The sequence below is a fragment of the Microbulbifer sp. ABF4_148 genome, assembly GCF_056158985.1.
The window spans coordinates 3,477,305-3,489,937 of record NZ_JBSWUI010000001.1 but is presented as its reverse complement, the minus strand read 5'-3'; the positions used below and the strand labels follow the sequence as shown (position 1 = coordinate 3,489,937).

The 12,633-nt window shown below is 58.5% G+C and carries 9 protein-coding genes; 8 read left to right on the top strand and 1 reads right to left on the bottom strand.

What is annotated here, in order from left to right; all coding sequences use genetic code 11:
- Positions 1-51 precede the first annotated feature (51 nt).
- Positions 52-1,851 (top strand): ABCB family ABC transporter ATP-binding protein/permease, encoded by a 1,800-nt coding sequence (locus ACXAD0_RS15405; protein WP_475089482.1) that lies wholly within the window; start codon positions 52-54, stop codon positions 1,849-1,851.
- A 104-nt stretch (positions 1,852-1,955) separates the two neighbouring features.
- The gene (locus tag ACXAD0_RS15400; RefSeq protein WP_475089481.1) at positions 1,956-3,680 is read left to right on the top strand and encodes a dipeptidyl-peptidase 3 family protein; all 1,725 of its coding nucleotides are present in this window, start codon (positions 1,956-1,958) and stop codon (positions 3,678-3,680) included.
- Between the two features lie 111 nt (positions 3,681-3,791).
- Here the strand turns inward: ACXAD0_RS15400 and ACXAD0_RS15395 are convergent, their stop codons facing one another.
- The gene (locus tag ACXAD0_RS15395) at positions 3,792-4,865 is read right to left on the bottom strand and encodes a DUF389 domain-containing protein (protein ID WP_475089480.1); all 1,074 of its coding nucleotides are present in this window, start codon (positions 4,863-4,865) and stop codon (positions 3,792-3,794) included.
- Between the two features lie 232 nt (positions 4,866-5,097).
- On the opposite strand from ACXAD0_RS15395, the gene ACXAD0_RS15390 reads away from it, so the two are divergent.
- The 6 genes from ACXAD0_RS15390 to ACXAD0_RS15365 all read left to right on the top strand — a co-directional run bounded on the left by ACXAD0_RS15390 (position 5,098) and on the right by ACXAD0_RS15365 (position 12,613).
- Positions 5,098-6,561, top strand: a complete 1,464-nt coding sequence (locus tag ACXAD0_RS15390; protein ID WP_475089479.1) for a DNA-3-methyladenine glycosylase 2 family protein — start codon at positions 5,098-5,100, stop codon at positions 6,559-6,561.
- A 7-nt stretch (positions 6,562-6,568) separates the two neighbouring features.
- Positions 6,569-7,069: a methylated-DNA--[protein]-cysteine S-methyltransferase gene (locus ACXAD0_RS15385; RefSeq protein ID WP_475089478.1), complete on the top strand. Its 501-nt coding sequence runs from the start codon at positions 6,569-6,571 to the stop codon at positions 7,067-7,069.
- An 89-nt stretch (positions 7,070-7,158) separates the two neighbouring features.
- On the top strand, positions 7,159-7,692 hold the full coding sequence (locus tag ACXAD0_RS15380; protein ID WP_475089477.1) for a gamma carbonic anhydrase family protein: 534 nt from the start codon (positions 7,159-7,161) through the stop codon (positions 7,690-7,692).
- Positions 7,692-7,895, top strand: a complete 204-nt coding sequence (locus ACXAD0_RS15375) for a DUF1289 domain-containing protein (protein ID WP_475089476.1) — start codon at positions 7,692-7,694, stop codon at positions 7,893-7,895. The genes ACXAD0_RS15380 and ACXAD0_RS15375 overlap by 1 nt, the downstream gene beginning before the upstream one ends.
- A gap of 45 nt (positions 7,896-7,940) precedes the next feature.
- Complete coding sequence (gene dnaE, locus ACXAD0_RS15370) at positions 7,941-11,456, top strand: DNA polymerase III subunit alpha (RefSeq protein WP_475089475.1); 3,516 nt, start codon at positions 7,941-7,943, stop codon at positions 11,454-11,456.
- Between the two features lie 200 nt (positions 11,457-11,656).
- Complete coding sequence (locus tag ACXAD0_RS15365; protein WP_475089473.1) at positions 11,657-12,613, top strand: acetyl-CoA carboxylase carboxyltransferase subunit alpha; 957 nt, start codon at positions 11,657-11,659, stop codon at positions 12,611-12,613.
- Positions 12,614-12,633: the final 20 nt, after the last annotated feature.

Here is a 12,633-nt window from a genome sequence, read left to right as displayed (position 1 = left end):
CCGGATTGAAATGCCGGCGTATAATACCGGCGACAAATCGCGGAAGTCGTTATGCGCAGAGCCCAATCCACTGTCGCCCTGGATGAAGTCCACTGGGGTGTGCTGAAAACCCTGTTCCCCTATTTGCTGGAGTTTCGCCGTGCTGTGGCGCTGGCGCTGCTGTGCCTGGTGGGGGCAAAAGTTGCCGCGGTTGGCCTGCCGTTCATTCTCAAGCACATCGTGGACAGTCTCGATAGCAGCGGTGGTGCCGCCGCAGCCATCGCGCTGCCCCTGGGGCTGCTGCTGGCGTACGGCAGCGTTCGCTTCTCGAGCGTGCTGTTCGGCGAGTTGCGCGACACTATATTCGGGCGGGTGACAGAGCGGGCCCAGCGGCGCGTGGGGCTGGAAGTCTTCCGTCACCTGCACAGTCTCGACCTGGATTTTCATCTGAATCGACGGACGGGGGGGTTATCCCGTGATATCGAGCGGGGCAACTCCGGTATTGCCTTCCTGATGCGTTTCATGGTGTTCAATATTGTGCCGACGCTGCTGGAAATCGCTCTGGTCTCGGTGTTGCTCTGGTGGAACTACAGTGTTGCGTTTGCCGTGTTGGTACTCGGCGCGGTCGTGGTTTACATCAGTTTCTCTGTGGTGGCCACGGAGTGGCGTACTCGCTTTGTCCGTGAACTCAATGAGGCGGAGTCTGCCAGCAGTAGCCGTTCGGTAGACAGCCTGCTGAATTATGAGACGGTGAAGTATTTCGGCAACGAGGGCTATGAGTCTGGCCACTACGACCGTGAACTTGCGGCGTGGGAGCAGGCACGGCGACGCAACCGGCTCTCGCTGTTTGGCCTGAATGCTGGCCAGGCGCTGATCGTCGCCAGCGCCATGTGTGGCGCCCTGATACTGGCGGCCATGCGTGTCACCGAGGGGCAAATGACCCTGGGTGATTTTGTGTTGATCAACGCCTTTATGATGCAGATCTTTATCCCGCTGAACTTTCTCGGGTTTGTCTATCGGGAAATGAAGGGATCCCTCGCCAATATTGAGAAAATGTTTTCGCTACTGGGGGTAAAGCCGGCGGTGTCTGACGTTGCCGAAGCTGCGGAACTCCACGTCACTGAAGGGCGGATTCAACTGGTAGATGTGCATTTTGGCTACCGCAAAGAGCGGGATATTCTCAGGGGTATCAGTTTTACGATTGAGCCCCGGCAGAAAGTGGCCATTGTTGGCGCCAGTGGCGCGGGCAAGTCCACTTTGTTCAAACTGTTGTTCCGCTTCTACGATGCGACTGCGGGCCAGATCCTGATTGACGGGCAGGATATTCGTTCGGTCACCCAGGCTTCTCTCCGACGCGCGATTGGTGTGGTGCCGCAGGATACCGTGCTGTTCAATCAGTCGCTGCTGGAAAATGTCCGTTACGGTCGTGTGGATGCGTCTGACGAGGAGGTGATGGAGGCGATTCGTCATGCCCAGCTGGATGACTTCGTACGGCAATTGCCAGAGGGTGCCGACACACTCGTGGGTGAGCGGGGCCTCAAGCTTTCTGGTGGTGAGCGTCAGCGCGTGGCGATCGCGCGTGCTCTGTTAAAGCATCCACCCATTATGGTGTTTGATGAGGCGACATCCTCTCTGGATAGTCGTTCCGAACAGGGCATTCTCTCCGCACTGCGTGAGGTCGCACGTGAGCAGACGACGCTGGTGATTGCGCATCGCTTGTCCACGGTCGTGGACGCCGATGTCATTTTGGTGCTGGAGCAGGGGAAAATCGTCGAGCAGGGGGATCATCGCACGCTGTTGAAACACGATGGTCATTACGCGGCACTTTGGCGTTTGCAGCAACAGGAGCGCGATGCGATTGATGTGGAGTGACCGCTCGTCGCCTCCATTGGGCCAGGTGCGAACGGTTACCTTGATAATTGTTTGCTGCTTCACTAATGTGCGGCGGTCTGAAGATAAAAATAGGCAAAATATTTATGACAACTGCCCGATTTGCTGCGGCGCTTTTGGCGCTTGCTGTTGCCAGTGGCTGTTCCCAGCGTGACGCGCAGGAGAGTACGCCTCCTGTGGCCGATAAGCCCACACCGGAACAGGTTCAACCCGTCCAGCCGGAAACGCTGGCAGCGCCGGCTGTTGAGCCGGAAAAAGCGGTGGAATCCTCTCGGTTCGATATCTATGTGCCGGTCGAACTAACCGCCGACCTGTCCAGCCTGTCGGACAACCAGCGAAAGATGATTGGTCAGCTGATTGACGCCAGCAAGATTATGGATCGCCTGTTCTGGCTGCAATCCTACGGCTCTCCGGAAGATCTGTTGTCCGGTATTGCGGATAGTGCAGAGCGCAAATTTGCTGAAATTAACTATGGCCCCTGGGATCGTCTCGATAATAACGAACCGTTTGTCGCGGGCTATGGGCCGAAACCCCTCGGCGCCCAGTTTTATCCATCGGATATGACCAAGGCCGAATTCGAAAAGTGGCAGCAGCCCGGCAAGGACGGTCTCTACTCGCTGGTGCGTCGCGATGCGGAAGGCAACCTCGAGTTGATTCCCTACAGCGAGGTGTACAAGACGGATCTCGAGCAGGCTGCGGGCATCCTGCGTGATGCCGCAATGCTGGCGGAGGACAAGGACTTCGCCAATTACCTGACAATGCGCGCCGACGCGCTGTTGTCGGATGATTTCCGTCCCAGTGACATGGCGTGGATGGATATGAAAAACAACCGCATCGATGTGGTGATCGGTCCGATCGAAAACTACGAAGACAAGTTGTTTGCCTATCGCACGGCGTACTCTTCTTATGTCTTGCTGAAGGACATGGAGTGGAGCGAGAAGCTGGCCAAGTTTGCTGCGTTCCTGCCGGAGCTGCAGAAAGGTTTGCCCGTAGATGAGCGGTACAAGAGCGAGGAGCCGGGGACCGATTCAGATCTGAATGCCTACGACGTGCTTTTCTATGCCGGGGACAGTAATGCCGGCTCCAAAACCATTGCCATCAACCTGCCCAATGATGAAGAAGTACAGTTGGCCAAGGGCACCCGTCGCCTGCAGCTGAAGAACGCGATGCGAGCCAAGTTCGACAAGATCCTGGTGCCCATCAGCCAGATCCTGATTGCCGAAGACCAGCGCAAGCACATCACCTTTGATGCCTTTTTTGCGAACACCATGTTCCACGAAGTTGCCCATGGTCTCGGTATCAAAAAGACGGTCACTGACGGCAGCAATGTACGGCAGTCCCTGAAGGAAACCTCGTCTCCCCTGGAAGAAGGCAAGGCGGATATCCTGGGTCTGTACATGGTGACCCGACTGCATGAGAAGGGGGAAATCGAGGAAGGGGAGTTGATGGACAACTATGTCACCTTCCTGGCCGGTATCTTCCGCAGCGTGCGTTTTGGTGCGGCGAGTGCGCATGGTAAGGCGAATATGATGCGCTTCAATTACTTCAAGGAAGCCGGTGCGTTCACCCGCAATCCGGAGACCGGACAATACAGCGTGGATTTCGCCAAGATGCAGGAAGCGATGACCAGCCTGTCGAACCTAATCCTGACCATTCAGGGCGACGGGGATTATAAAAAGTCGAAAGAACTGCTGGATACCAAGGGTGTGGTCGGTGCTGAGTTGCAAGCTGACCTCGACCGACTGGCGGAGGCCAGAATTCCGGTGGATGTGACCTTTATTCAGGGTAAGGAAATCCTCGGTATTCAGTAACTTGAAGCTGGGACCAGCCTGAATGTGAAGCCCCGCTGTTAGCGGGGCTTTGTCGTTTTGGGTGGGAAAACGCTGTTTACCACATAGAGTGTTGCCTGTTTGTCGGCGGCGCTACTCGGTCTCTGAAGCGTTTGCTTCTCCTGCGTGGGATTCCAGGTTCCTGCCCGTACGCGGTTTTTGCTGGCCGCTGTGCAATATGCGCTCGCGAATTACGCCGATCTCCAGCCGCACCGGTCGGCCAATCATTTCGCTCAGCCTTTTCTGCAGTGCGTTGGCAAATCCCTGGTCAATCGCCTGCTCACCATCCACCATTTCTACCCTGATTAGAATGCCGTCGGTACCAAAGCGTGTGGTGATATTGGTAAACCGAATTTCTTTATCGGTACCTGTGATCTGACGACTTTCCGTGATCAGATTACGCTGAATCTGGTTGCGAATGACCAGTTGATCGAGGTTGTGGGTCAGGGTAGGGGTGACGATAAACAGTGCGCCGGAGGTGATGATCAGTGCGGCAATTGCTCGCCCCTGATTGCGGAAGTACTGGCAGAAAAACACCAGGGCAGCGGCAAAAGCAATGCCCACCAGGTTGGTGAGGAAGAGGATGAACGGTCGCTCCGCACTGAGTTGATCCCACGCAACACCCAACTCGATACTGGCGTCGTCTTCCAGGGCGAGCGCGATGCCGACCGTGCAGAGTGGTGGAACCAGTGCCACGGCGATCGCAATACCGGCGAGGGTGGCGGAAGTGCTGGGGCGTGTCATGGTATAGGCAGCGGCGGAGCCGGCCGCAACGGCGATGACCAGATCGAGCATGTTCGGGCGCATACGAGCCACAATTTCATGCCCTGCCATCTGGTAGCCAATGCTGAGTGTCGTCAGGTAGGCAATGCCGATACACAGCAAGGTGCCGCTGATTGCGACGAAGGCTGAGCGCATGGTCAGCGGCAGGTCCCAGGAGATGGCGCCGAACGAGAGGGAAATGATCGGCGCCATCAATGGTGCGACCAACATCGCGCCAATAATCACCGCAGCGCTGTCGGCGAGCAGCCCGAGCGTCGCGATGATCGTCGAAGCGGTCATCATCAGATAAAAACTGGTGGTGGGCACTGCGCCTGGCGCAATCTGTTCCCGGGCCTCATCCAGCGGCATCGGTTTTTCGATAAAGCGTCGCCAGTCAGCGCCCATGGTTCTGCCAGATCCTGTTGTCGGTGCCAATACAAACGACCAGGTGTTTACTTTCCTGTCGCTGCCCTGTGCCGCTGCCGGAAGCACTCCGATCCCGCTAAGTATAAGTCGTGGCTAAATAGCTGCAGCCAGTCATGGGGTATATGGCAGAGGGTTGACTGTCAGTTCCGAATCCGACTCGTTGTGGCCAGTCAAACCCTTTAGACTGGCGCCTCGATTTGAGGAATTGCCAGTGCAACTGACCCCCGAAATATGCTCCCGTGCGCGACTGGCCCGCGATCGTCGGTTCGATGGCAGCTTTTACACCGCAGTGAAAACTACCGGTATTTTCTGCCGGCCCATCTGTCCCGCGCGCGCCCCGCTGGAGCGCAATGTTGAATATTTTGATACCGCGGTGGCTGCGGCTGCGGCCGGGTATCGTCCCTGCCTGCGCTGTCGCCCGGAAGCGGCGCCGGATAGCCCGGCCTGGGAGCTGGTCGCTACGACGGTGCGGCGTGCACTGACGCTGATGCGCGGGCAGCGGGAGGGATTCTCGATTGAAGCGCTGGCGGATCGGTTGGGTATCACTAGTCGCTACCTGCGCAAGCTCTTCGCCGAGCACCTGGGTATGAGCCCGTTGGATGTGTGGCAGTCAGAGCGGGCCCTGTTTGCCTGCGCGCTGTTGCGCGATACCGACCTGCCAATCAGCCAGGTCGCTTTCGAGGCTGGGTTCGGCAGTACACGGCGCTTTAACGCGGTTTTCCAGAGCCTGTATCAGCGTACGCCCAGTGACCTCCGTAGAGATGCGAAAGCTAGCGGTCAGGGGATGCGACTGTCACTTTCTTATCGTCCGCCAATGGACTGGCCCCGATTGCTGGCGTTTTTTGCTGCCCGTGCCTTGCCCGGGGTGGAGCGGGTCGAGGGCGGGCGCTATTTCCGCACTATTCGGCTCGGTGGGTTTACTGGGGAGGTGTGCGTCTCTCATGAGGCCGAGACGGCACGGCTGATCGTAGAAATCTATCCAGCGGCGGGCAGTGAGACTACGGCGCCGCCCCTGTACGAACTGACGCGCCGTCTGCGTCGGCTGTTTGATCTGGATGCCGATTTGGCCCAGGTGACCGAGGTGCTGGGACGAGACCCCAAACTCGGTCAGTTACTCAAGTCGGGCGCGGGTGTGCGGCTGCCCGGTGCCTGGGATCCCTTTGAATACGGGTTGCGGGCAATTCTCGGCCAGCAGATTTCGGTGACGGCGGCCACCACCATTGCCGGGCGCATTGTCGAGCGTTTTGGTGCGCGACTGGAAGCGGTAGGCCCTGATGCGACCGAGCGGCGGCTGTTTCCAACGGCAGAGGCGCTGGCGGGTGTTGCGTTCGATGGGTTGGGGGTGACACGCTCTCGTGCGGAAACCTTGCGTACCTTTGTGGCCGCTGTGCTGGATGGCCGTTTGGACCTGCAAACGCGCGACCTGGAAAGCTGGTGTGCGCAGGCCACTGCCCTGCGGGGGATTGGCGACTGGACCGCCCAGTACATCGCCATGCGGGGGATGTCGATGCCCGATGCGTTCCCCGCTGCGGACCTTGGCATCTTGCTGGCACTGGGTGAAAACGGGGAGAAAGCCACCCCCGCTCAGGCGCGGAGAATGGCGGAAGGCTGGCGCCCCTGGCGCGCCTATGGGGCGCTCTTGCTATGGGAGTCATTGTCAGGTGGAAAGGAGTAATGTGCTTGTGACCGAATACGCACTGTATGACAGCCCGATGGGGCAGCTGCTGATCGCTGCGGATGCACAGGGGATTGTCGCGGTTGGGTTTGCTGATGCCCGGCGGAGTCTGCGGGAAGAACAGGATTGGCTGCCGCAGTCGAATCGCCTCACCGAGCAGGCCGCCACGCAGCTGGGCGAATACTTCGCTGGTAAGCGGAGGGAATTTGATTTGCCGCTCAACCCTCGTGGCACGGAGTTCCAGCGGCGGGTGTGGGATGCGCTGTGCCAGATCCCCTATGGCGAGACCCGCAGTTATGGCGAGCAGGCTGCAGCCCTCGGCAGCCCAACCGCAGTCCGCGCGGTGGCATCCGCGAATGGCGCCAATCCGGTCGGCATTATCATTCCCTGCCATCGGGTCATCGGCGCCAATGGCACATTGACCGGATATGCCGGGGGGCTTGCCAACAAAGCCCGTCTGCTCGAGCTGGAAGGCGCTGCCTTTGTGAGCCAGTCGGATCTTTTCTGACCGCCCATCCCGATAACCTCTGCTGGCAATGACCGCCCGCCGGCGGGATAATAGTCCGCTTGATAGCCATGGCGAAGAGCGGAGTTCAAATGCTGTACAGACTGGGTGAAACAGCACCAACACTGGTGGGCGAGGGCCACTATATTGCCCCCGGTTCCCAGATCATTGGCAATGTCCAACTGCTCAGCCACAGTTCCGTGTGGTTCAACGCGGTGGTGCGCGGCGACTGTGACCGCATCACCATTGGTGAGCGCAGTAATGTCCAGGATGGGTCCGTGCTCCATACCGATCCCGGCCAACCCCTGGTCATCGGTACCGGCGTGACGATTGGTCACAAGGTGACCCTGCACGGCTGCGAAATCGGCGATTACAGCCTGATTGGTATTAATTCGGTGATCCTCAACGGTGCCAAGATTGGCAAGTGTTGTGTCATCGGTGCCAATGCGCTGGTGACCGAAAATACCGTCATTCCCGACTACTCCATGGTGCTGGGTTCCCCCGGCAAAGTGGTGAAGACGCTCGATGAAAATATGCTCGAGCTGCTGAAAGCCAGTAGTGACCACTATGTCGGCAACGCCCGGCGATTTTCCCGAGAACTGCAGCCCGTAGAGCGCGACCTCTGATGTCCAGTGATGTCATCGCGGCCGAGAGGCCGGTCAAATCCCCGTGTATCGCAGTGTGCGCCCTCGACAGCGAGGATATCTGTGAGGGTTGCTACCGCTCAGTGGCGGAAATCAGTGGCTGGCGGACCATGAGTAACGCCGAGCGAAAACAAGTACTGTTGGTGAGCGCGCAGCGGGCTCGCCAGAGAGGACGGGTGCTCTAGGCAGAGCCCGCGTCCAGAAACCGGAATTCCCAAGACCAAAACAATATGACCCAACCCTTTGTTCACCTGCGCACGCACTCTGAATATTCCCTGATTGACGGCCTGCTGCGGATCAAGCCGATGGTGGCTCGCGCTGCCGAACTGGAAATGCCGGCGCTGGCACTGACCGATCAGACCAATTTTTACGGCCAGATCAAGTTTTACCGCGCGTGCCTCGGTGCGGGGATCAAGCCGATTTCCGGTGCAGATTTCTGGCTCAGTGAAGGCGGCGAGAGCCAGCCCACGCTGATCAGCCTGTACGCCCTGAACAAGCAGGGTTACCGCAATATCACCGAACTGATTTCCCGTGGCTGGATGCACGGGCAATACCACGGCAATGCCTATATCCGTCGCGAGTGGGTGGCGGAATACGCCGAGGGTGTCCTGGCGCTTTCTGGCGCCAAGTATGGCGATGTTGGCCGCGCCCTGGTGGCGGGCCGCACCGCCCAGGCACAGGAGCTGGCGCAGGGCTGGGCCGAGATTTTTCCCGGGCGTTACTACCTCGAGTTGCAGCGTACCGGGCGCGCCGGCGATGAAGAGTATCTACACGCGGCGGTTGCCCTGGCGGAACAACTGCAGTTGCCGGTCGTTGCCACCAACGATGTGCGCTTTCTCGAGGAGAGTGAATTTGAAGCCCACGAGGTGCGGGTTTGTATTCACGAGGGCCGTGCCCTCGATGATCCGCGCCGCGAGCGTCGCTACTCTGCCGAGCAGTACTTCCGCACGCCGGAGGAAATGGCGGAATTGTTCAGCGATGTTCCCGAAGCATTGCAAAACACGGTAGAGATCGCCCGACGCTGTTCGGCACCAATTCAGCTGGGTAAATACTTCCTGCCCGAATACCCGATTCCCGACGGGATGACGGAAGACCAGTTTTTCGAAAAGATCAGTTTCGAGGGACTGGAAGATCGACTCAAATTCATTCTCGACCCGAATGACCCGGAGTATGCGGCCAAGAAACAGCCGTATCTCGATCGCCTGCGTTTCGAGCTGGATATCATCATCCAGATGGGATTCCCGGGTTACTTCCTGATCGTGATGGACTTTATCCAGTGGGCCAAGGATCACGATATTCCGGTTGGTCCGGGGCGGGGCTCCGGTGCTGGCTCGCTGGTGGCCTATGTACTCAAGATTACCGACCTCGATCCACTGGAATACGACCTGCTGTTCGAGCGATTCCTGAATCCGGAGCGGGTCTCCATGCCCGACTTCGACGTCGACTTCTGTATGGAGAACCGCGACAAGGTCATCAGCTACGTGGCCGACAACTATGGTCGCGATGCGGTGAGTCAGATCATCACCTTCGGTACCATGGCGGCCAAGGCGGTGGTGCGTGACGTGGCACGGGTACAGGGCAAATCCTACGGCCTGGCCGACAAGCTGTCCAAGATGATTCCGCCGGATGTGGGCATGACCCTGCAGAAAGCATTTGACCAGGAAGAGGTGCTGCGCGAGTTCCTGGATGGTGATGACGAAGGGCAGGAAATCTGGGAAATGGCCCTGCAGCTTGAGGGTGTTGCCCGGAACGTGGGTAAGCACGCGGGTGGCGTGGTGATCGCCCCGACCAAGCTGACCGACTTTGCCCCGCTGTATTGTGATGAGACCGGTGCGGGCCTGGTTACCCAGTTTGACAAGAACGACGTCGAAGACGCGGGCCTGGTAAAGTTCGACTTCCTCGGCCTGCGCACCCTGACCATCATCGACTGGGCCAAGGCGATGGTGGACGAGCAGCGGGCCCGCGAGGGGAAAGAACCTCTCGTGATTGAGGCGCTGCCGCTCGATGATGAAGAAACCTTCAAGCTCATCAAGCGGGCCGAGACCACGGCGGTATTCCAGCTGGAATCCCGCGGTATGAAAGACCTGATCAAGCGCCTGCAGCCCGATAACCTGGAAGACATGATCGCCCTGGTGGCCCTGTTCCGTCCGGGTCCGCTTCAGTCCGGCATGGTGGACGACTTTATTAACCGGAAGCATGGCCGCGCCCAGGTGGCCTATCCGGATGCCAAGTACCAGCACGAAAAACTGCAACCAATCCTGGAACCCACGTATGGGGTTATTGTTTACCAGGAGCAGGTGATGCAGATTGCCCAGGAACTCGCCGGCTACACCCTCGGCGGTGCAGACATGTTGCGCCGGGCGATGGGTAAGAAAAAGCCCGAAGAGATGGCCAAGCAGCGCAGTACCTTTGAGGACGGTGCGCAGTCCCAGGGTGTTGACCCCACCCTGGCGATGAAGATCTTCGACCTGGTGGAAAAGTTCGCCGGCTACGGCTTCAACAAATCGCACTCGGCTGCCTACGCCCTGGTGTCTTATCAGACCGCCTGGCTCAAGGCCCATTACCCCTCGCAATTCATGGCGGCGACCATGTCGTCGGATATGGACAAGACCGACAAAGTGGTCGTGTTTATTGAAGAGTGCCGCGAGATGGGGCTGACCCTGGTGCCGCCCGATGTGAACCTGGGTCAGTTCCAGTTCACCGTCGATACAGATCAGCGTGTGATCTATGGCCTCGGTGCCATCAAGGGGCTCGGCGAGGGCCCGGTGGAAAACATTATTGCGGTGCGGGAAGAAGGTGGGCCGTTTACCGACCTGTTTGATTTCTGCTCCCGTATCGACCCACGCAAGGTCAACAAGCGTGCGCTGGAAGCACTCGTGCGTTCCGGCGCTCTCGACAGTATTGGTCCCAAGGCCGAAGGTAGCGATGGGCTCAATTACGCGCGTGCGGTGCTGTTCAATGCCATTGAAGAGGCTGTGAAAGCTGCAGACCAGGCCGCCAAGAATGCCAGTGCCGGCATGATGGATCTGTTCGGTGAGGTAGTGCCCACCGCTGCGGAAGGGGAGGATGTCTACGAGGATTTCCGCCGGGCTCGCAGCTGGAGTATCCGCGAGCGTCTCGAAGGTGAGAAAAATACTCTGGGTCTGTATCTCACCGGCCACCCGATTGATGAGTATGAGGAAGAGCTCAAGCATCTGGTGAAGTCGCGCATTTCTCACCTGAAACCGGACAAGGCTAGCCAGAAAGTGGCCGGTCTGGTTGTGGGTATGCGGGTCATGAAGACCAAGCGCGGCGATACCATGGCGATTGTGTCGCTGGATGACCGCAGTGGCCGGATCGAGGCGGCAGTATTCAGCGAGGCTTTCGGTGAACATCGGGAGAAGCTGGTCAAGGATTCCTTGTTGGTATTGGATGGCCCAGTCGCGCATGACGACTACAGCGGTGGCCTGAAAATGACGGTGAACAGTGTCTCCACGCTGGATGAGCTGCGCCAGGGCAGTGTCAACGCGGTGCGCCTCAAGCTCGACAGCGGCACCGCCCCGAATGGTCTGGGCAAGCGCCTGGCCACGTGTCTGCAGCCCTACCGCGGTGGCAAGTGTGGGGTGTTGCTGGAGGTCGTGCGCAGTGATGCCCGCGGTACCTATCGCCTGCCACCGGAGTGGTCGGTGGAGCCCAGCGATCAGCTGGTGCAATCCCTGCGAGATATTCTCGGGCGAGAACAGGTTATGCTGGACTACGCAGATTGATACGGGTGACGTTGCGGGAACATTGATATCCGCGGATGTTGAAAAAGGTGACTATTGTGCTTCTGTTGGTCTGATTCTTGGTCTCGACTGACCGGTTTCGGGAAGGTAAGCTATGCCGCCATTATTAACTCGGTCACTGACAGCAGCTGCGCGGGTTAATAAGCTCAGGTAGCACGAATAGGTTTTAGGGCGCGGATTTCATGAATTTCAATTTTCTCGAGTTTGAACAGCCGATTGCCGAGCTGGAAGGCAAGATCAAAGAGCTGCAGCACGTTGGTGATGACAATGAGCTCAACATCGCTGATGAAGTGGCACGTCTGCGCGAGAAAAGTCGCACGCTGACTGAGTCTATTTATAAGGAATTGACCCCCTGGCAAGTGGTGCAGGTTGCCCGTCATCCGCAGCGTCCTTACACCCAGGACTACATCCAGCGTATGTTCACCGACTGGGATGAGCTGCACGGCGACCGTCACTTTGGTGATGACAAAGCCATTATTGCGGGTATCGCACGTCTCAACGGCAAGCCGGTGGCGGTTGTCGGCGAGGAAAAAGGGCGTACCGTGAGTGACAAGGTTGCGCGCAATTTTGGTATGCCGAAGCCTGAGGGCTACCGCAAAGCGCTGCGCATCATGGAAATGGCCGAGCGCTTCAAGCTGCCGGTGCTGACCCTGATCGATACCCCGGGAGCTTACCCGGGCATCGACAGTGAAGAGCGCGGGATCAGTGAGGCCATCGCCCAGAATCTGGCGGTGATGTCCCGCCTGCGGACTCCAGTTATCTGCACTGTGATCGGAGAGGGTTCTTCCGGTGGCGCACTGGCTATCGGCGTAGGTGACCAGCTGAATATGCTGCAGTACTCCACCTACTTTGTGATCTCGCCGGAAGGCTGCGCCAACATCATCTGGAAAACGGTCGATAAGGCGCCGCTGGCTGCAGAAGCCATGGGGGTGACCTCGAGTGTTCTGGAGGAGCTCGGTATTGTGGATGAAACCATCGCGGAGCCCCTCGGTGGAGCACATCGGGATCCCGATGCGATGGCCGGTCGACTGCAGGACCGCCTCGCCGAGCAGTTGGACCAGCTGAGTGCAGTGCCCGTCGACGAGCTGCTTGAAAAGCGTTACCAGCGCCTGATGAGCTACGGCAATATCACCGGCTGATTGCCTGGAAGGGACGAGAA

What these genes read in the sequence shown, in the direction of transcription:
- ACXAD0_RS15400 (WP_475089481.1), top strand. Translation starts at nt 1,956, where the DNA reads ATGACAACTGCCCGATTTGCTGCGGCGCTTTTGGCGCTTGCTGTTGCC.
- ACXAD0_RS15380 (WP_475089477.1), top strand. Translation starts at nt 7,159, where the DNA reads ATGCTGTACAGACTGGGTGAAACAGCACCAACACTGGTGGGCGAGGGC.
- ACXAD0_RS15365 (WP_475089473.1), top strand. Translation starts at nt 11,657, where the DNA reads ATGAATTTCAATTTTCTCGAGTTTGAACAGCCGATTGCCGAGCTGGAA.
- ACXAD0_RS15405 (WP_475089482.1), top strand. Translation starts at nt 52, where the DNA reads ATGCGCAGAGCCCAATCCACTGTCGCCCTGGATGAAGTCCACTGGGGT.
- ACXAD0_RS15395 (WP_475089480.1), bottom strand. Translation starts at nt 4,865, where the DNA reads ATGGGCGCTGACTGGCGACGCTTTATCGAAAAACCGATGCCGCTGGAT.
- dnaE (WP_475089475.1), top strand. Translation starts at nt 7,941, where the DNA reads ATGACCCAACCCTTTGTTCACCTGCGCACGCACTCTGAATATTCCCTG.
- ACXAD0_RS15375 (WP_475089476.1), top strand. Translation starts at nt 7,692, where the DNA reads ATGTCCAGTGATGTCATCGCGGCCGAGAGGCCGGTCAAATCCCCGTGT.